Source organism: Enterobacter sp. kpr-6, from assembly GCF_900116015.1.
GTDB lineage: Bacteria > Pseudomonadota > Gammaproteobacteria > Enterobacterales > Enterobacteriaceae > Enterobacter_D.
The window spans coordinates 410,224-428,137 of record NZ_FOYH01000001.1; the positions used below are offsets into that span (position 1 = coordinate 410,224).

Annotated in this window: 18 protein-coding genes; 7 read left to right on the forward strand and 11 right to left on the reverse strand. The window is 55.6% G+C overall.

What is annotated here, in order from left to right; genetic code table 11:
• Positions 1 to 27 precede the first annotated feature (27 nt).
• Both gsiC and gsiD read left to right on the forward strand, forming a co-directional pair.
• Positions 28 to 948, forward strand: coding sequence for a glutathione ABC transporter permease GsiC (gsiC, locus tag BM373_RS01895; protein ID WP_090458806.1), 921 nt, complete (start codon positions 28 to 30; stop codon positions 946 to 948).
• A gap of 2 nt (positions 949 to 950) precedes the next feature.
• The gene (gene gsiD, locus BM373_RS01900) at positions 951 to 1,862 is read left to right on the forward strand and encodes a glutathione ABC transporter permease GsiD (RefSeq protein WP_090458808.1); all 912 of its coding nucleotides are present in this window, start codon (positions 951 to 953) and stop codon (positions 1,860 to 1,862) included.
• Positions 1,863 to 1,953: 91 nt separating this feature from the next.
• On the opposite strand, the gene rimO is transcribed toward gsiD, so the two are convergent.
• Entirely contained in the window at positions 1,954 to 3,261 is a 1,308-nt protein-coding gene (gene rimO / locus BM373_RS01905) for a 30S ribosomal protein S12 methylthiotransferase RimO (protein WP_090459961.1), read from the reverse strand.
• Between the two features lie 209 nt (positions 3,262 to 3,470).
• Here rimO and BM373_RS01910 point away from each other — a divergent pair, with 209 nt between their 5' ends.
• On the forward strand, positions 3,471 to 3,851 hold the full coding sequence (locus tag BM373_RS01910; protein ID WP_090458811.1) for a biofilm formation regulator BssR: 381 nt from the start codon (positions 3,471 to 3,473) through the stop codon (positions 3,849 to 3,851).
• A gap of 108 nt (positions 3,852 to 3,959) precedes the next feature.
• The gene (locus BM373_RS01915; RefSeq protein ID WP_090458813.1) at positions 3,960 to 5,075 is read left to right on the forward strand and encodes a PQQ-dependent sugar dehydrogenase; all 1,116 of its coding nucleotides are present in this window, start codon (positions 3,960 to 3,962) and stop codon (positions 5,073 to 5,075) included.
• Between the two features lie 24 nt (positions 5,076 to 5,099).
• Here the strand turns inward: BM373_RS01915 and BM373_RS01920 are convergent, their stop codons facing one another.
• Positions 5,100 to 6,392: an ABC transporter substrate-binding protein gene (locus BM373_RS01920; protein WP_090458815.1), complete on the reverse strand. Its 1,293-nt coding sequence runs from the start codon at positions 6,390 to 6,392 to the stop codon at positions 5,100 to 5,102.
• A gap of 3 nt (positions 6,393 to 6,395) precedes the next feature.
• A complete protein-coding gene (locus BM373_RS01925; RefSeq protein WP_090458818.1) occupies positions 6,396 to 7,499 on the reverse strand; it encodes a glycoside hydrolase 5 family protein in 1,104 nt (367 codons plus the stop codon).
• A gap of 157 nt (positions 7,500 to 7,656) precedes the next feature.
• Between BM373_RS01925 and BM373_RS01930 the strand changes: the two genes are divergently transcribed.
• Positions 7,657 to 8,667 (forward strand): LacI family DNA-binding transcriptional regulator, encoded by a 1,011-nt coding sequence (locus BM373_RS01930; protein WP_090458820.1) that lies wholly within the window; start codon positions 7,657 to 7,659, stop codon positions 8,665 to 8,667.
• Between the two features lie 39 nt (positions 8,668 to 8,706).
• On the opposite strand, the gene BM373_RS01935 is transcribed toward BM373_RS01930, so the two are convergent.
• The gene (locus BM373_RS01935; protein ID WP_090458822.1) at positions 8,707 to 9,333 is read right to left on the reverse strand and encodes a glutathione S-transferase family protein; all 627 of its coding nucleotides are present in this window, start codon (positions 9,331 to 9,333) and stop codon (positions 8,707 to 8,709) included.
• 245 nt (positions 9,334 to 9,578) lie between these two features.
• Between BM373_RS01935 and dacC the strand changes: the two genes are divergently transcribed.
• The gene (gene dacC / locus BM373_RS01940; RefSeq protein ID WP_090459963.1) at positions 9,579 to 10,778 is read left to right on the forward strand and encodes a serine-type D-Ala-D-Ala carboxypeptidase; all 1,200 of its coding nucleotides are present in this window, start codon (positions 9,579 to 9,581) and stop codon (positions 10,776 to 10,778) included.
• Positions 10,779 to 10,784: 6 nt separating this feature from the next.
• Here the strand turns inward: dacC and deoR are convergent, their stop codons facing one another.
• A complete protein-coding gene (gene deoR / locus BM373_RS01945; RefSeq protein ID WP_090458825.1) occupies positions 10,785 to 11,543 on the reverse strand; it encodes a DNA-binding transcriptional repressor DeoR in 759 nt (252 codons plus the stop codon).
• Positions 11,544 to 11,611: 68 nt separating this feature from the next.
• Entirely contained in the window at positions 11,612 to 12,220 is a 609-nt protein-coding gene (ybjG, locus tag BM373_RS01950) for an undecaprenyl-diphosphate phosphatase (RefSeq protein WP_090458828.1), read from the reverse strand.
• Between the two features lie 296 nt (positions 12,221 to 12,516).
• Here ybjG and BM373_RS01955 point away from each other — a divergent pair, with 296 nt between their 5' ends.
• Complete coding sequence (locus BM373_RS01955) at positions 12,517 to 13,746, forward strand: MFS transporter (RefSeq protein WP_090458831.1); 1,230 nt, start codon at positions 12,517 to 12,519, stop codon at positions 13,744 to 13,746.
• Positions 13,747 to 13,779: 33 nt separating this feature from the next.
• On the opposite strand, the gene BM373_RS01960 is transcribed toward BM373_RS01955, so the two are convergent.
• From BM373_RS01960 to BM373_RS01980, 5 genes are all read right to left on the reverse strand, one after another.
• Positions 13,780 to 14,982, reverse strand: coding sequence for an MFS transporter (locus BM373_RS01960; protein ID WP_090458834.1), 1,203 nt, complete (start codon positions 14,980 to 14,982; stop codon positions 13,780 to 13,782).
• Between the two features lie 150 nt (positions 14,983 to 15,132).
• Positions 15,133 to 15,402, reverse strand: coding sequence for a DUF1471 family periplasmic protein YahO (gene yahO, locus BM373_RS01965; protein ID WP_090458836.1), 270 nt, complete (start codon positions 15,400 to 15,402; stop codon positions 15,133 to 15,135).
• Positions 15,403 to 15,527: 125 nt separating this feature from the next.
• Positions 15,528 to 16,664, reverse strand: a complete 1,137-nt coding sequence (locus tag BM373_RS01970) for an HlyD family secretion protein (protein ID WP_090458838.1) — start codon at positions 16,662 to 16,664, stop codon at positions 15,528 to 15,530.
• A gap of 4 nt (positions 16,665 to 16,668) precedes the next feature.
• Positions 16,669 to 16,992: a DUF3302 domain-containing protein gene (locus tag BM373_RS01975; RefSeq protein WP_090458840.1), complete on the reverse strand. Its 324-nt coding sequence runs from the start codon at positions 16,990 to 16,992 to the stop codon at positions 16,669 to 16,671.
• A gap of 139 nt (positions 16,993 to 17,131) precedes the next feature.
• Positions 17,132 to 17,800: a DUF3313 domain-containing protein gene (locus BM373_RS01980; RefSeq protein ID WP_090458842.1), complete on the reverse strand. Its 669-nt coding sequence runs from the start codon at positions 17,798 to 17,800 to the stop codon at positions 17,132 to 17,134.
• Positions 17,801 to 17,914 lie beyond the last annotated feature (114 nt).

Sequence of the window (17,914 nt, forward strand, 5' to 3'; positions counted from 1 at the left end):
AAAATGACATCAGAATCAGGGTAGAACATGCTTAATTATTTTCTAAAACGCCTGCTGGGTCTTATCCCGACGCTGCTTATCGTGGCGGTGCTGGTGTTTTTATTTGTCCACATGCTGCCAGGCGATCCGGCGCGGTTGATTGCCGGGCCGGAGGCGGATTCTCAGGTCGTGGCGCTGGTGCGTCAGCAACTGGGTCTCGATCAGCCACTGCATGTGCAGTTCTGGCACTACATCACCAGTGTATTGCAGGGAGATTTTGGTCACTCGCTGGTATCCCGGCGTCCGGTGGCGGAGGAGATCGCCAGCCGCTTTATGCCGACGCTCTGGCTGACGCTTTCCAGCATGGTATGGGCGATGCTGTTTGGCCTCGCGGCGGGGATTGCCGCCGCCGTCTGGCGTAACCGCTGGCCGGACCGAATCGGCATGGCGCTGGCGGTGACCGGGATTTCGTTTCCGGCCTTCGCCCTCGGTATGCTGCTGATGCAGGTCTTTTCCGTCGAACTGGGCTGGCTGCCCACCGTCGGAGCCGATAGCTGGCGGCACTATATTCTGCCTTCCATCACCCTTGGGGCCGCCGTTGCCGCGGTGATGGCGCGTTTTACCCGCGCCTCGTTCGTGGAAGTGCTGAGTGAAGACTATATGCGCACGGCCCGCGCCAAAGGGGTCAGCGAAAAGTGGATTATCCTTAAGCACGGCCTGCGCAACGCCCTGATCCCGGTCATTACCATGATGGGGCTCCAGTTCGGCTTTTTGCTCGGTGGTTCGATTGTGGTGGAAAAAGTCTTCAACTGGCCGGGCCTTGGGCGTCTGCTGGTGGACTCGGTCGAAATGCGCGATTACCCGGTGATTCAGGCAGAAGTTTTGCTCTTTTCGCTGGAGTTTATTCTTATCAATTTAATGGTGGATATGCTCTACGCCGCCATTAACCCGGCTATCAGGTACAAGTAAGGATGCGACTTTTAAACTGGCGTCGTCAGGCGGTATTAAACGCCATGCCCGGTATTAAACCGGATCATGTCCGCACGCCATGGCACGAATTCTGGCGGCGTTTTCGTCGTCAGCCGGTGGCGATGACGGCGGGACTCTTTGTGCTGCTGTTGATCCTGCTGGCGGTCATTGCCCCGTGGATCGCCCCGTTTGATGCGGAAAACTATTTTGATTACGACCGGCTTAATGAAGGCCCGTCGATGATGCACTGGTTTGGCGTGGATTCGTTAGGCCGCGATATCTTCAGCCGCGTGCTGGTGGGCGCACAAATTTCGCTGGCGGCAGGGGTGGGCGCGGTGATTATTGGCGCGGCCATCGGTACCGTGCTTGGGCTACTGGCGGGCTATTACGAAGGCTGGTGGGACCGGATCATCATGCGTATCTGCGATGTGCTTTTCGCCTTCCCCGGCATTTTGCTGGCGATTGCGGTGGTGGCGGTGATGGGCAGCGGGATGGCGAATGTGATCATCGCGGTGGCGGTGTTTTCTATTCCGGCGTTTGCCCGCCTGGTGCGCGGGAATACGCTGGTGCTGAAACAGCAGACCTTTATTGAGTCGGCGCGCAGCATTGGCGCAAGCGATGCGACGATCCTGTTTCATCACATTCTGCCCGGCACGATTTCGTCGATTGTGGTCTATTTCACGATGCGTATTGGCACGTCGATTATCTCAGCGGCGAGCCTGTCGTTTTTAGGTCTGGGCGCACAGCCCCCGACGCCGGAGTGGGGCGCAATGCTCAACGAGGCGCGGGCGGATATGGTGATGTCCCCGCACGTGGCGCTGTTCCCGGCGCTGGCGATTTTCCTCACCGTACTGGCATTTAACTTGCTGGGGGATGGGTTAAGGGATGCGCTGGATCCGAAGATAAAGGGGTGAGTTTTTTTACCCTCACCCTAACCCTCTCCCTGAGGGAGAGGGGACAAAACCTCCCTCTCCCCTGGGGAGAGGGTCGGGGTGAGGGGAAAACCTAAACCCTCACGCCCCACAGATCATACTCGTCGGCGTTCTCCACCTTCACACGTACCACATCACCCGGCTTCACCTTCGTTTCACCGTTCAGGTACACCGCGCCGTCGATTTCCGGGGCGTCGGCCATGCTGCGGCCAATTGCACCTTCTTCGTCCACTTCGTCGATGATCACCAGAATTTCGCGGCCCACTTTTTCCTGCAGGCGTTCAGCGGAAATCTGCTGTTGCAATTGCATAAAGCGGTTCCAGCGCTCTTCTTTGATCTCTTCCGGCACCTGATCCGGCAGTTCGTTGGCACCTGCGCCTTCGACCGGGCTGTATTTGAAGCAGCCGACGCGATCCAGGCGCGCTTCGGTCAGGAAGTCGAGCAGCATCTGGAAGTCTTCTTCGGTTTCGCCCGGGAAGCCAACAATGAAGGTGGAACGCAGGGTCAGATCCGGGCAGATTTCGCGCCACTGTTTAATGCGCGCAAGCTGGCGATCAACGGAGCCAGGGCGCTTCATCAGCTTCAGAATACGCGGGCTGGCGTGCTGCAGAGGGATGTCCAGATACGGCAGGATTTTGCCTTCCGCCATCAGCGGGATCACGTCGTCCACGTGCGGATACGGGTAGACGTAATGCAGACGCGTCCAGATGCCCAGTTTTGAAAGCTGTTCGCACAGGCCGACCATGCTGGTTTTCACCGGCTCGCCGTTGTGGAAGCCTGAACGGTGCTTCACGTCCACGCCATAAGCGGAGGTGTCCTGCGAAATCACCAGCAGCTCTTTCACGCCGGCATCGGCCAGACGTTTCGCTTCTGCCAGCACGTCACCGATGGGGCGGCTCACCAGATCGCCGCGCATCGACGGAATGATGCAGAAGGTGCAGCGGTGGTTACAGCCTTCGGAAATTTTCAGGTACGCGTAATGACGCGGGGTCAGCTTGACGCCCTGTTCCGGCACCAGACTTAAGAACGGGTTATGTTTTGGCTTTGGCACATAGTGGTGAACATGTTCCAGCACCTGCTCATAGCTGTGCGGCCCGGTGATCTCCAGCACTTTGGGATGCACTTCGCGGATCTGATCTTCTTTTGCGCCCAGGCAGCCGGTAACAATCACTTTGCCGTTTTCTTTCAGGGCTTCCCCGATGGCTTCCAGCGATTCCTGAACGGCGCTGTCAATAAAGCCGCAGGTATTCACGATCACCATATCGGCGTCGTCGTAGCTCGGAACCACATCGTAACCTTCGGTGCGTAATTCGGTCAGAATGCGCTCTGAATCCACCAGGTTTTTCGGACACCCTAATGACAAAAATCCAATCTTAGACATTTTAAAATACATTGCTCGGAAAAAAGGGGGAGTATACATCCGGCTTTGTCGCACAGCTATACGCGCGCGCTCATTCGGTAAACCCCGTGGAACGTTGTCCCAGTGTAAATAATGTTAATGATCGGATAATTATTGACCGAGCGCATGAATTTGGTCAAAAAACGCTCATACTATATTTGCATACTTGCTGACAAGGGGAGGAAAGAGAGATGACCGTTGACAGACTCGTGCCCGGCCTGACAGAAAAACTTATGGATGCCCGCCTCAATCTCGCGGCTTACGTCCAGCTTCTGAAGGCAAAAGGTTATATGTCAGTCAGCGAAAGCAATCAATTGCGTGACAATCTTTTTAAACTTTCTACTGAAATACGCAGTCTGGCGGATAACTATCCGTCAATGAAGGATCCGGATGACTTAGAGATCCTCACCCGTGCGGAGGGCACCCTCTCCTCCGCCGCGGTCTGTTTGATGAGCGGGCATCATGATTGCCCGACGTACATATCTGTCAACGCAGAGAAACTTGAACGCTGTCTGAATGCCTTAACATGCTGCATCGAAGGCCTGGAGCATACACCGCTCGCAGAAGCCTGAAATCCAGGGGGAGGCAACTCCCCCTTTAAGTTAAAACTTTGTAAAAGTAAAAACGCGTGCGGCTGCGCTGGCTACCCTTTATCCCATCACGCTATAAAGGAGTGCATTATGCGCCGCTCGTCTTATGCCATTCTTCCCACGCTGTTATTGAGCGCTTCCCTGTTTGCCGCACCCGCTGCGGTAAAGGTTGAGGTGCTCCAAACCAAACTCGATCACCCCTGGTCGCTGGCGTTTTTGCCGGAGGATAAGGGCATGTTGATTACCCTGCGCGGCGGGCAGTTGCGCCACTGGCAGGCAGGTGAGGGGCTCTCCGATCCCATTGTCGGGCTGCCGAAGGTCTGGGCCAATGGCCAGGGCGGGTTGCTCGACGTGGTGCTGGCCCCGGATTTCGCCCAGTCGCGCCGGGTGTGGCTGAGTTACGCCGAAGCGGATAAAGAGGGCAAGGCCGGCACCGCGGTCGGTTACGGGCGCTTGAGCGACGATTTCAAACGGCTGGAAAATTTCCAGACGGTGTTCCGTCAGATGCCGAAACTCTCCACTGGCAACCACTTTGGTGGCCGGATGGTGTTTGATGGCAAAGGCTATCTGTACATCGCGCTCGGTGAAAATAACCAGCGGCCCACCGCGCAGGATCTCGATAAATTGCAGGGCAAACTGGTGCGCCTGACCGAAGACGGAAAAGTGCCGCCGGATAACCCCTTTGCCGGTAAAAGTAACGCACGGCCCGAAATCTGGTCCTACGGCATTCGCAATCCGCAGGGGATGGCAATCAACCCGTGGAGCAACGCCCTGTGGCTTAACGAGCACGGACCGCGCGGCGGGGATGAAATCAATATTCCTGAACCGGGCAAAAATTACGGCTGGCCGCTGGCCACCCACGGTATCAACTACAGCGGTCTGAAAATCCCGGAAGCGAAGGGCGGGATTGTGGAGGGGACCGAACAGCCGATTTTCTACTGGCGAAACTCCCCGGCGGTGAGCGGCATGGCTTTTTACGACGCCAGCGCCTTCCCGCAGTGGAAAAACAAACTCTTTATCGGCGCGCTGAAAGATAAAGATGTGATCGTGATGACCGTCAACGGCAACAAGGTCACGGAAGACGGGCGCATTCTCGGCGATCGCAACCAGCGTATCCGCGACGTGCGCACAGGCCCCGACGGGTATCTCTATGTGCTGACGGATGAATCTGACGGCGAGTTACTGAAAGTCAGCCCCGGCGCGTAAGCGTGCACCGGGACTGCCTGGCGATTAGCGCATGATGCGCCTGAGGATGCGGTTGGCTTTCTGTTCCAGATCGCTGGCTGCTTCTTCAACGCTCATTTTGCCGTAATCGATGTTTTCACGGGCGGCGGTAAACAGGGCGTTAATCTGCATATCCTCCATAAACGGCGTGGCGGCGAAGGCGTTCGGCACGGCAAAGGACTGTAACAGTCCGGCGATCACCGGATCGCTGTCCTTAAGAATACCTTTTTCCCGCAGCGTGGCGTCCGCGATTTTACTCAGCGGTGCGCCGCGCTCCAGCCCTCCCGGAAGGATGCCTGCGGGATCGTTGACGAGGAAATTCATCAGCAGCGCTGCTTCTTTCGGGTGTCTGGTGTTGCGTCCAATGGAGTACATCAGCGCCGTTTTCTGGAACTGCCCGGCGTCTCTGGCGTCCGGGAACATCGGATAAGGCCCGAGTACCAGATCGGACGGGTTTTTCAGGGTGATACTTTGTGAGGGATAGAGCACGTTCCAGTTATAGCTTCCGGCCCACTCGCCGTTCATCCAGGGTTTCAGTTCATAGTGAGGCGTTATTTTCGCCCCATAGGATGCCACCACTTTGGTGCTCGGCAGGACGTGGTTGTCGATCAACGTCTTATAAAAACCCAGCGCTTTCACGATGTCTGCGTGATCCCAGGCCAGCCGTTTCTTTTCGATGTCGATCATCGGCTTCTGATTCTGCTGATACATCCACGAGAAGATCATCAGCATGCTGTCCTGCTCACCGGCAAAAACCGGGTAGTAACTTTCCCCCAGTTTTTCCTTAAAGACGTTGCCCGCTTTAATCAACTCATCCCAGTTTTTCGGCAGTTCAAGGCCCGCTTTCTGCCAGGTCGTCTGGTTATAGTAAAACGCCATCACGTTGGTGGAGAGCGGCAGAGCGTTGAGCTTGCCGTTGACCGTGGTGGTGGCCAGCGATGCGGGGGTGTATTGCGTCAGATCGAGGGTCTCTTTCAGCGTGTTGAGATCGTAAAAGCCATCGCCTTTTTTTGACATCAGCGTCAGCCAGTTCCAGTTGGTCTGGATCAGATCCGCTTCAGTGCCGCTGTTAACCTGGGTGGTCAGGCGCGAAAAGTAGCCGTCCCAGCCGGTGTATTCCGCTTTGACTTTGATATCGGGGTATCTGGCTTCAAACGCTTTCAGCGCTTCAAGGGTCGCCTGATGGCGGGCTTTGCCACCCCACCAGGAGAAGCGTAGCGTCACCTGGTCGGCGCTGAACGCGGGGGCAACGGCACTGACACAGCAGCAGGCAATGAGGAGAGGTAAGAGTTTTTTCATGATTTATACCTCATCGGCTGTGTCAGGCTGACGCGTTTGCTGGTGGTGCGCCGTCAGGTGTTTGACCAGATGCATCTCCTGCTCGCTCCAGGGTTTGCCCTGCGGAGTCAGCACATCGTGGAACCACAGCGAGTCGGGAGCGGGATGCGTTTTTCGTACGCCCGGCCACGGCAGCCAGGTCTGGGTTTTCCCCTGTACCAGCCCCCAGTGATAGCTGCCGGTCTGGTAGTTGCAGAACAGCGGAAGCTGCTCGGTGAACAGGCAGCCGGTATGACGGGCGAGCCATTCGGTGCAGAGGACCGGGCGGTTGTAACGCGTGAGCGAATGGAGGATCTCCAGTTGCATCGTGGTGGGGGCGTAGGCGTGATAGCTGATGATGTCGGACAGCTCCAGCGCGGCAACGTCAATCGGATGCAGGAATGCTTTACTGGCGGCCACATCCGCATGCCACGCGCCAATCGTCAGCGGCTGATCCGGATTCACGCTGCGCGCCCAGGAAAAGACGGAATAGACCAGATCTAACGCGTAGCCTTCCAGCGCTTCGTCGTACTCGGCGAACTCCACCGGCGAGACGAACATTCCCCGGTTGCCGGGTTCGTTATACAGATCCCAGATGGCGATGCGCTCGTCGTGAGCAAAATGGCCGATCACATCCCGGACGTAGGCCTCAACGCGCGGCCACTGGGTCGGGTCCATGACGATTTTCCGCCCCGGACTCGACGCCGCCTGGCTGTTGTGCAGATTCGGTCTGGGCGCTTTTTGCGGCCCGTAGAAGGGATCGTCCCCGGAGAATTCGCAGTCATCCATCAGGGTGAGCATGACAGAAATGTTGTGGTACGCCGCAATGCTTAGAAAGGTTTCAATACGTTCCAGTAAACCATCACGATCGTGTTCCCAGACGATGAACGGTAAATTGGTGCGCAGGCTGTTATAGCCATAGTCCTGCGCCCAGCCGAGTTCCTCATCAATGGTGGCCGCATCAAAAGTGTCCGCCTGCCACATCTCCGTCCAGTTCACGGCGGTGCGCGGCAGATAGTTAAAGCCGCACGCCCAGCCGTGCTGTTGATACCAGCGGTTCGCCCGCTCGTTGCTCCAGCGCATAGTCATTATTAGCTCCTTGCGTTAATAAATTTAGCTAATATTTATTAGCTTGAGCAATTCTGAGCAAAATGCCGCCGCGATACTGTTATTTCTTTCACAAAATCAACATGTCCGGGGGCAGAGGGCGGTGTGGTATAGTCAGGCGTTGGCGGGAGGATGAAAAATGCAAAAAAAGAATAAAATCACCATGGGCGACATTGCGAGAGAGGCGGGGGTTTCGCAGGCCACCGTGTCGCTGGTGCTGAATAACAGCCGGACAATCCGGCTGAGCGACGCGACGCGGGAACGCGTTTTTGCCGCCGCGAAATCACTCGGTTACCAGAAAATGTCGGTAGCGCACCGCCCGGAAGGGCAGGAAGAAGTGGCCATGCTGATCAGCGGTATGCCCGGCTACGATCCGTTTGGCGATGCGCTGAGCGAGGCCAGCGCCACCGCCTGGCAACAGGATACGCTGCTGTCGGTCTACGATTACGGTGACGACATTGAACTGGCGCGCCACATCCTGCGACAACTGGATAAACGCCGCTGCGCCGGGGTGATTTTTGCCAGTCCCGTCACCCGGCCCTTTGATTTTTCGCCTTTTGCCGCACTGATGAATTTACCGGTTGTGCTGCTCAATCAGTACGATCTTGCCCGCCCGCTGCTGCCGACGTTTCTGCCGGACGACCGGGCGAACGCCTCACAGGTCACCCAGCATCTGCTCGATCAGGGCGTCACGCGCATCGCGCACATTTCCGGCGACGAATGGATGGATGCCAGCAATCAGCGTCTTGAAGGCTATTGTCAGACGCTGCGCCATGCGGGAATCGCGCCGGATACGGCGCTGATCCATAAAACCGACTGGTCACTGAATGCCACCTTTGCCGCCACGCTTGAACTGATGAAATTACCGGAGCCGCCGGAGGCGATTTTCTGCGCCAGCGACTGGATGACGCTCGGCTGTTATCAGGCGTTAAGTCAGTTAGGGAAGAAAATTCCGCACGATGTGCTGGTGTCCGGGTATGACGATCAGCGGATTTCGCACCAGCTCACGCCGGTTCTGACCAGTGTGCAACTGGCTTATAACGAGCTGGGAAGGATGGCGGTGGAGTATTTGTGCGCCGGGGAAGATGCCGCAACGCACATTAAACTGGTCGGGAAATTACAGCCGCGCGCCAGTACGCAGCGCCAGTAGTGCCATGCCGGGCAAGCCACAGCCGCCCGGCATGATGACTCAGGTTACCGGGATCATCACCACGTTTTTCACCGTCGGGCGGGCGGTAAGCTGTGCATACCAGCGCGTCAGATTAGGCCGTTCGGTCCACGCCGAATGAATGGTAAACAGGCTGTAGATGAACGGTGCCAGAGCAATATCCCCCAGACCAAATTCGTCGCCGGAGAACCACGGCGCGCTGCCAAGTGACTCATCCAGCAGGCCCAACAGCTTATCGCAATTGACAATGGCGGCATCAACGGCGGCCTGATTGCGCTGCTCCGGCGGCGTGCGGATAAGATTTTTCAGGATCACGCTATGCTCAGGTGCGAGCGTGGTACTGGCCCAGTCCATCCATTTTTCTGCCTGCGCACGCGCCGCTGGCTCGTCAATCCACAGCCGCCCCTGACCGTATTGCGCGGCGAGAAAACGGACAATCGTATTCGATTCCCACAGTACGCTGTTGGTTTCATCATCGCGCAGCAGCGGCACCAGGCCGTTGGGATTCATCGCCAGATACTCAGGATCGTGATTAAGGCCGAACTGTAAGCCCGCCAGGATTTGCGTGTAGGGAAGTTCAAGCTCTTCGAGGATCAGGCGCACTTTTTTGACGTTGGTGGAATTATTTCTGCCCCATAGGGTAATCATAGTATTTCCTTGTTAACAGGCCGTGCGAACAGGTGAGAACAGTGAGGATGGAATTAACTTAACATTCACGCAATGAATTACAAAAAAATCCTTCTGCTCACGGCGGGGTATGCCGTTTTTGGGTAAACTTTAAAAAACTTTACCTGCTGTTGGTTTTTTTCATTGCCTGAGTGCGTTATTACTCACCGCTTGTTGCGAAACGGCGATGTCTCGCGATTTGTTGAATGGATACACGGGTGGTCATTATGAACTCTTTCTCTTTATCTCTCCGCGGCCTCGCTGGTTCCGCGCTGTTATTTCTTTTTTCTCCTGCGCTGTACGCGGTCGAACAGGCTCCGGCTGCGCCTGCCATCGACGCCAGGGCGTGGATCCTGATGGATTATGCCAGCGGCAAAGTGCTGGCTGAAGGTAACGCCGACGAGAAGCTGGATCCTGCCAGCCTCACCAAACTGATGACCAGCTACGTGGTCGGACAGGCGCTGAAAGCCGGAAAAATTCACCTCAATGATAGCGTCACGGTCGGCAAAGACGCCTGGGCCACCGGTAATCCGGTCCTGCGCGGCTCTTCTTTAATGTTCCTGAAACCCGGCGATCAGGTGCCGGTTTCGGAACTCAATAAAGGGGTGATTATCCAGTCGGGCAACGATGCCAGTATTGCCATCGCGGATTACGTCGCCGGGAGCCAGGATTCTTTCGTCGGCCTGATGAATAACTACGCGAAGCTGCTTGGGCTGACCAACACCACCTTTAAAACGGTGCACGGCCTTGATGCGCCGGGGCAGTTCAGCACCGCGCGCGATATGGCGCTGCTCGGCAAAGCGCTAATCCGCGATGTGCCGGAAGAGTACGCGATTCATAAAGAGAAAGAGTTTACCTTTAATAAAATCCGCCAGCCGAACCGCAACCGCCTGCTGTGGAGCACTAATCTTAACGTCGATGGGATGAAGACCGGCACGACCGAAGGGGCGGGCTATAACCTCGTGGCTTCGGCTACCCAGGGCGATATGCGCCTGATCTCAGTGGTGCTCGGCAGTAAAACCGACCGCATCCGTTTTAATGAATCGGAAAAACTGCTGACCTGGGGCTTCCGCTTCTATGAAACCGTCACCCCCATCAAGCCTGATGCCACTTTCGTCAGCACCCGCGTCTGGTACGGTGACAGCGATGAAGTCAAACTCGGTGCGGGCGAAGCCGGTTCCGTGACCATTCCGAAAGGACAGCTAAAGAATCTGAAAGCGACCTGGAAACTGAACGAACCGCAGCTCACCGCACCGCTGAAAAAGGGCCAGGTAGTGGGCAGCATCGATTTTCAGCTTAACGGCACCTCCATCGAACAGCGTCCGCTGATTGTGATGGAGGCGGTGGAAGAGGGGGGATTCTTCAGCCGGATGTGGGACGCCGTGCTGATGAAATTCAACCAGTGGTTTGGTAGCTGGTTTTCTTAAACGCGCTTAATACAGCAGCGTGATCTGCTTTGCCCTCGCCAGCGCGACCAGTTTGTCATCGGGACGACAATCGCTGGCGATGGCATCAAATGCCGTCAGGCTGCCCATGCACGCCGGGCGCACTTTGCCAAATTTGCTGTGATCCACCACCAGCACATGATACTGGGCGTGCTTCATCGCCCAGTGCTTCACCGGTAATTCTTCCAGATTAAAACAGGTTGCCCCCAGTTCGCAGTGCACGCCTGCCGCCGAATAAAAGGCCAGGTCCGGGCACAGGTTATTCAGCGTCTCATTAAAATTCAGCGGCTTGAAAATGGCGTTGCTGGCGTGGAATTCACCCCCGCAGAGAATAGCCCGGCAGAGCGGTTTCTCCTGGAGGGCGAGAAAGGTGTTCAGCGAATAGCAGATGGCGGTAAACGGCAGGTCGGCAGGGATGGCTTCAATAATCCACGGGGTCGTGGTCCCGCAGTCAAAGAACACCATCTGATGCGCTTCGACCAGGCGGGCCGCATGTTGCGCGGCAATGCGTTTTTCATCCACCAGGCGCGTTTTTTGATCGCTGAGCAGATAATGGCTGGCGGTACGGGGTTCCAGAACCAGATAGCCGCCGAGCAGCACCACGGGCGTATTACTGGCATTAAGATCGCGACGAATGGTCATCTCTGACACGCCCAGTAGCGTAGCCGCTTCCTTGAGATGCAGCTTATCGCTCCGCTTCAGCGCCTGAAGCAAAAGGCCAATGCGCTCGTCACGTCTTGTTTCCATAAATCCCCTGGCAGCATGGTAAAACCCCGCACCGTGCGGGGCGTTCAATCTTACCTGTGCAGGCAGGGTTAGTCACGTATCCAGCCTTTACGAATGAGGATGGCAAAGCAAATCCGGTAACCGCGTTGCAGCGAGTCATGCAGCGGCGCGCCCATGATCTGCCACAGGATCTGCGCCGTCAGGCAGCCGCTTAAACCCACCAGCAATCCGCCGAGCATATCCAGCGGCCAGTGCACGCCGAGATAAACGCGCGACCAGGCAATCGCCAGCGCGACGCCCATCAGCACCATGCCCGACCAGACGCGGTGCCAGAGCAGAAACGCCAGCGCAAAGGTAAAGGCAACGGTGCCGTGATCGCTGGGGAAGGAGTCGTCCGGTGCGTGCGGGAGAAAGTGATAGCCCACGCCGTCCACAAAGGGGCGATCGTGCGGGAACAGATGTCCCATCACCCAGGAAAGCAGCAGGCTTACGCCCATCGCCATGGTCACTTTGATCACTAACTGTCGCTGGGCGCTGACCTGGCCGCGCGGCCCCCAGAGCCAGAGTGCCACCGCCAGCAGTGGCACAAGGGTGATGACATCTTTGGCAATAAAAATCGCGGCATTGATCAACCAGTCAGGCGACGCAGGCGTCGCGTTGAGGGCGTAAAACAGGGTGTAATTAAGATCTTCTAACATACCTTGTCACTCTCTTAGGCGTGCTCCGCATCACCATGCGAAAAGGGGCTACCTTAAAAGCAGGCCGATGGGGGGTAAACCAGTTTTGTCTTAGTTATCTGGAGCATGAATATTTTCCGGCGTATTCTATGCCGGGCTATCATGCCGGGGCGGGATTAAACCGTTACAAAATAGAGGGCGCTAAATAGAGGGACGGCGGTAAAATTGTGCGAATTTTTTGCGCTTACGCATAATTCACTGTCACCGCGACCGCTGTTTCATTACACTTTGCGCGATTTTTAAGGATAAATAATTGCATGCAAAACCATTCTCTTTCTGGAGGCCGTTTAGGTCGCCAGGCACTGTTGTTTCCGCTTTGTCTTGTGCTTTACGAATTCTCAACCTATATCGCCAACGATATGATTCAGCCGGGGATGCTGGCGGTAGTTGAGCAGTACCACGCCGGTATTGAGTGGGTACCCACCTCGATGACCGCATACCTTGCAGGCGGCATGTTCCTCCAGTGGCTGCTCGGGCCGCTGTCGGATCGCATTGGCCGCCGCCCGGTCATGTTAACCGGTGTGGTGTGGTTTATTCTCACCTGCCTTGCGACCTTGCTGGCGCAGAATATTGAGCAGTTCACTATCCTGCGTTTTTTACAGGGGGTAAGCCTGTGCTTTATTGGCGCGGTGGGGTATGCGGCGATCCAGGAATCCTTTGACGAGGCGACCTGCATCAAAATTACCGCTCTGATGGCGAACGTCGCACTGATTGCGCCGCTGTTAGGCCCGCTGGTCGGCGCAGCCTGGGTGCACGCTGCGCCCTGGGAAGGCATGTTCATTTTGTTCGCTGTGCTTGCCGCTATCGCTTTTTTCGGGTTGCAGCGCGCGATGCCGGAAACTGCCACGCGACTGGGTGAACCGCTCTCGCTGAAAGCGCTGGGACGCGATTACAAAGCGGTACTGAAAAACGTGCGCTTTGTGGCGGGCGCGCTGGCGACCGGGTTTGTCAGCCTGCCGCTGCTCGCGTGGATCGCCCAGTCGCCGATCATCATCATCAGCGGTGAAGGCATGTCCAGCTATGAATATGGCCTGCTCCAGGTGCCGATTTTTGGCGCGCTGATTATCGGTAACCTGGTGCTGGCGCGACTCACCTCCCGCCGCACGGTGCGTGCGCTGATTATTTTCGGCGGCTGGCCGATTGTTTTCGGGCTGGTGCTGGCGGCGGTGGCGACCGTGGTGTCGTCTCATGCCTATCTCTGGATGACCGCCGGGCTGAGTCTGTATGCCTTCGGCATTGGGCTGGCTAACGCCGGGCTGGTGCGCCTGACGCTGTTCGCCAGCGACATGAGTAAGGGCACGGTTTCAGCGGCGATGGGGATGCTGCAAATGGCGATTTTCACCGTCGGCATCGAGCTGAGTAAACATGCGTACCTCAGCGGCGGCAGCGGTCTGTTTAGCCTGTTCAATCTGGCGAACGGCGTGCTGTGGGTGGCGTTAATGGTGGTGTTTTTAAGAGATAAATCGGTAGGCAACTCACTCTCGTAGGCCCGGCAACGTACGCCGCCGGGCCTCAGGCGATTAACTCTCGCAGATCTGTTCCTGAGGGGCGGGTTTTGCCACCGCCCGCGCTACCAGCGCCGCAACGATCACCAGCGCCAGCACCACCATCATGGCGCTGCGCAGGCCATAATGCTCGCCTAAAAAGCCCAGCAGCGGCGGCCCGACCAGAAAGGCCAGATACCCGGTGGCGGCGACCACGCTGACCCGCGTTGGCGCATCCGGTCCGGTATCGCTGGCGGCGGAGATGGTCAGCGGGAAGCCCAGCGACGCGCCCAGTCCCCACAGGATCACCGACACGCCCGCCACCCAGTCAATATCAACAAAGATAATCAGCGCGATGCCCAGCGCGCCCATTATCGCGCTCGCCCGCACCACCGCGACCCGGCTGTAGCGGTCGATAAACCAGCCCCCGGTAAAGCGTCCGACGGTCATGCCGAGCGTAAAGCCCGCGTAGATCATTGAACCCGAGGTAGGGCTAAAGCCGTGACCATCCACCATCAGCAGCGGCAGCCAGTCATTCGCTGACCCTTCGGCAAATGCCATCGCCAGCACCACCACGCCAATCAGCATCAACTGAACGTCGCGATAAAACGGCAGCCCTTTTTCCGCGTGTGCGCCCTCATCCACGGGATTTTTACCCGTTCCGTGCGGGATCGCGGTGATGGCAATAATGATAGGCAGGATAGTGACCAGCGCCGCCAGCAGAATATGAATGTTGGCCGCGACGCTGAATGCGGTAAGCGCCATACCGACGCCTGCGCCCACCAGCGTGCCGAGGCTGTAAAAACCGTGCATCATCGGCAGGACGGTTTTGTTCATCTCCTGCTCAACCGACGCGCCTTCGACGTTTATCGCCACTTCCGCCGAACCCAGGCTCGCGCCAAATACCGCCAGCCCGAGGGCGAAAACAAGGGGAGAGGCCAGCCACAGGGCAAGGCTTAAAATAATCATGCCGCAGACGGAAAGCGACATCGTGGCCCGGATCACCTTACGGGTGCCAAAGCGTTTTACCATTTTTGCCGACAGAAGAATGCCGGTCATCGAACCGATCGACAGGCCAAACAGGACCGCACCCATTTCAGCGGTCGATACCGCCAGAATGTCGCGGATGGTGGGGGTGCGCGAGGCCCAGGAGGCCATCAGTAAACCGGGCAAAAAGAAAAACATGAACATTGCCCACATGCGCCTGCGCAGTGCCTGGCGCGGAGATAATTCCGTCATAACATCACTTCCCTGAGAACAGTTGAGACCACAGTAACTCTTCTATTGTACACAAAAGCGGGTGAAGCGTTGGTCCGATGGGCGAGCACGATGGGGAGGCGGGATATTCCCCTCTCCGGAAGGAGAGAGGAATAAAGATAAAAAGAGGAATTATTTTTTCTTATAGACTTCAGCGGTGCCGTGGATTTTATCTTTGGTTTCAGCGGAAGTGACCACAAAAATATCCCCGCCTTTTTCTTCGGCTTTTTTCTCCAGCTCTTTTCTGGCATCAGACGGTGCCATTTCGTCAGAGGTAGTAATTGTGCCGACTTTTGTATACTCATCCTTAACTTTTGCAAAATCCGCTTTTGACATTAATTCCGCAGCAAAAGCACTGACACTAAGCGTGCTAATGAAAATACCGACGATGACTTTTTTCATATCAGATTTCCTTTTGGCATGGTTATGTATAAAAGCTCATTACTCTACAATTATGGTATAGATTGCCGCTGGGGTTTAATCAAGGGATGGATAAAATCCCAGTTGTTATCAAAAGCCGAAAAAAATTAATGATCGAGATAAAGGTAATGCATCCAGCTTGTCATTCGCAGTAATACTTTACGCATCACGGCGACGTGAGTGAAATGGTCAGAATAAACAGCCACCTGAGCAAAAATACCATCCGGCAGGGCGTCGATCGCTTTATTTGGCTCCAGATCGATAATCGCCAGCACCCGGTCAGAATCGGGCGTGGTCGTAAGAGATTGCAGCGTACCCTGCGCCTGATAAGTACCACCGGAAACAACGGGCAAAACTTTTACCAGCTTTCCGGGAAATATCTGTCCGGGAAAAGCGTTAAATACCACTTCAGCGTCATCGCCCGCTTCCAGACGCAGCAGCGAATTTTGCCGGAACTGGGCGATAATTTGCCGTTTTTGTTCCGGGATAAATACCATCACCGGGCGTAGCGGAAGGGCGGCTGCATAGGTGCCGGGGCGAATCAGTACCTGCGTGACATAGCCGTTGTCGGGAGCGCGGATCACCGTCTGCTCCAGGTTATAGGTCGCTTCTGCCAGTTGCGCCCGCAGGCTGACAATCTGCGACTGCTCGCCGTTTATCACGCTGTCCAGCTCGCTTTTAATCTGCGACTGTTCGGCAACGGACGCTTTTACCATCGCATCCTGTGCCAGATAATTTTGCCGCGCATTATCAATGTCGCTTTCAGAAAACGGATTGACCCGCGCCCGGCTTCCCCGCAGATAGCGCTGGTAATCCTTGTATAAGCGGTCGCGTTCGGCTGAAACCCGTGACGTGTTAGCGATGGCCTCATCAAGTTGACCTTTAAGCGTCCGGATACTGGAGATAGCGGTGGTCAGTTCGGCCTTCAGGCGGTTTACCCGCGTCTGATAACGGGTCGGATCGAGTTTGAATAACACCTCACCTTTCGTCAGTCGCTGGTTTTGTTTATTTGTCACTTCAATCACCACGCCGGTGACCTGTGGCGTTATAGGAATAGAAATTACCGCTTTTTGCGCCGTAAAAGTATAAGGGTGGTTATAATTCATTAAAAGAATAAGCGCGCTAATTAAAAATATACCGCCGAGGGCAGCGGTAGGCACCGTCCATTTATTTACCGGTATTTTAAATATTTTAAAAATGGACCAGGCGATAGCCACATAGGTAAGAATAATGAGCAGATCCATACAATTACTCCGCCGGAGGAACAGGGTTAGCGGCCTGAATTTGCTCCAGTTCCGCTACGCGCTTTTCAAGATCTGCATAGGCTGCGCTCTGATTTTGCATTCCCCAGCCCCGCTCAGGGCGATAAAGCGTGGCCCATATCCATAAAAAAGGCCAGATAACATGTAGCGTAAATAAACTTACCCAACCGGCGACATGGATAGCATCTGCATGCGGATGATTGCGCGCTTTGGCAATAAGATAAGGAATATCATGCAAGATGATGATTCCGTAAAAAATAACCAGAAACACGAAGATCAGGACGCCTAACGCAAAATAATTAAGAAACATAATTGCCTCTTATCAACGTTATTACGTTAATGGTAAACGTAGCGGTTTATTTTCCTGATTAAAATCATACGAAAATCGTAATGATAAAAGGCATGGCAAGAGCGTTAAAATCGCGCTACCTGGCGATAGCGCGTTTTATTTATTTTTTGCTCGCGTCAAACAGGGTGGTATCAGTGGCTAAATCATCAACCACTTTGCGCAAGGTATCCACCGTCACCGGGGCATTGGCATTGTTGACGTCTTTCCCTTCGCCCTGACGCACGACTTTGATCACCGGTTTGTTGGTCGCGGCATCAATTAACTCACCTTCAAAAAAGATCTGGGTATCCATAGTGCGATGCCCGGTCGTGGCCTGAACGCCTGCAACCACCAGCGCGACGGGGACGACTTCATAAAATTGCAGACCCTCGCGGCTGGTATTCACACCGGTTATCGCACCGCGGAAAATCAGGCTGCGTGGACCCGGCGAGGCCACTAACGGCTTACGCTGGGCCGCGGCGGCTTTCAGTTTGGTATTGGTGTAGGTCAGGAGGCTGTCCAGGGTTTGCTGGCTAATCTGACTGGTTGGCCGGGGAGTGGGGTAGTAGGTAACCGGCTGGAAGGCGATGCTGTCATATTTGCTTTCATCAAAGCTGGGATCGATCCAGCGCATCACGGGTTTACCGGTGGCGGATTTGGTTTCCTGTAAGCCAGAGTAGTCTTTCAAAAAACCGGAATAGCGATCCGGTTGCGTGACCTTTGACGCGCAACCGGATAACGCCAGCAGACCTGAAAGCACTGCAATTTTTACTACAGTGGAAGCAGACATAAGGATGTGGCCTTTTGTTGATTATATGCATTCGCAAGTATAGAAGTCTGGTGAATAGGTTGGAGGGTAAAATAGGGAGTAGGATCAAAGTTTGGTGAAAAGAGACGCGCGCGC

What these genes read in the sequence shown, in the direction of transcription:
- gsiC (WP_090458806.1), top strand. Translation starts at nt 28, where the DNA reads ATGCTTAATTATTTTCTAAAACGCCTGCTGGGTCTTATCCCGACGCTG.
- gsiD (WP_090458808.1), top strand. Translation starts at nt 951, where the DNA reads ATGCGACTTTTAAACTGGCGTCGTCAGGCGGTATTAAACGCCATGCCC.
- rimO (WP_090459961.1), bottom strand. Translation starts at nt 3,261, where the DNA reads ATGTCTAAGATTGGATTTTTGTCATTAGGGTGTCCGAAAAACCTGGTG.
- BM373_RS01910 (WP_090458811.1), top strand. Translation starts at nt 3,471, where the DNA reads ATGACCGTTGACAGACTCGTGCCCGGCCTGACAGAAAAACTTATGGAT.
- BM373_RS01915 (WP_090458813.1), top strand. Translation starts at nt 3,960, where the DNA reads ATGCGCCGCTCGTCTTATGCCATTCTTCCCACGCTGTTATTGAGCGCT.
- BM373_RS01920 (WP_090458815.1), bottom strand. Translation starts at nt 6,392, where the DNA reads ATGAAAAAACTCTTACCTCTCCTCATTGCCTGCTGCTGTGTCAGTGCC.
- BM373_RS01925 (WP_090458818.1), bottom strand. Translation starts at nt 7,499, where the DNA reads ATGACTATGCGCTGGAGCAACGAGCGGGCGAACCGCTGGTATCAACAG.
- BM373_RS01930 (WP_090458820.1), top strand. Translation starts at nt 7,657, where the DNA reads ATGCAAAAAAAGAATAAAATCACCATGGGCGACATTGCGAGAGAGGCG.
- BM373_RS01935 (WP_090458822.1), bottom strand. Translation starts at nt 9,333, where the DNA reads ATGATTACCCTATGGGGCAGAAATAATTCCACCAACGTCAAAAAAGTG.
- dacC (WP_090459963.1), top strand. Translation starts at nt 9,579, where the DNA reads ATGAACTCTTTCTCTTTATCTCTCCGCGGCCTCGCTGGTTCCGCGCTG.
- deoR (WP_090458825.1), bottom strand. Translation starts at nt 11,543, where the DNA reads ATGGAAACAAGACGTGACGAGCGCATTGGCCTTTTGCTTCAGGCGCTG.
- ybjG (WP_090458828.1), bottom strand. Translation starts at nt 12,220, where the DNA reads ATGTTAGAAGATCTTAATTACACCCTGTTTTACGCCCTCAACGCGACG.
- BM373_RS01955 (WP_090458831.1), top strand. Translation starts at nt 12,517, where the DNA reads ATGCAAAACCATTCTCTTTCTGGAGGCCGTTTAGGTCGCCAGGCACTG.
- BM373_RS01960 (WP_090458834.1), bottom strand. Translation starts at nt 14,982, where the DNA reads ATGACGGAATTATCTCCGCGCCAGGCACTGCGCAGGCGCATGTGGGCA.
- yahO (WP_090458836.1), bottom strand. Translation starts at nt 15,402, where the DNA reads ATGAAAAAAGTCATCGTCGGTATTTTCATTAGCACGCTTAGTGTCAGT.
- BM373_RS01970 (WP_090458838.1), bottom strand. Translation starts at nt 16,664, where the DNA reads ATGGATCTGCTCATTATTCTTACCTATGTGGCTATCGCCTGGTCCATT.
- BM373_RS01975 (WP_090458840.1), bottom strand. Translation starts at nt 16,992, where the DNA reads ATGTTTCTTAATTATTTTGCGTTAGGCGTCCTGATCTTCGTGTTTCTG.
- BM373_RS01980 (WP_090458842.1), bottom strand. Translation starts at nt 17,800, where the DNA reads ATGTCTGCTTCCACTGTAGTAAAAATTGCAGTGCTTTCAGGTCTGCTG.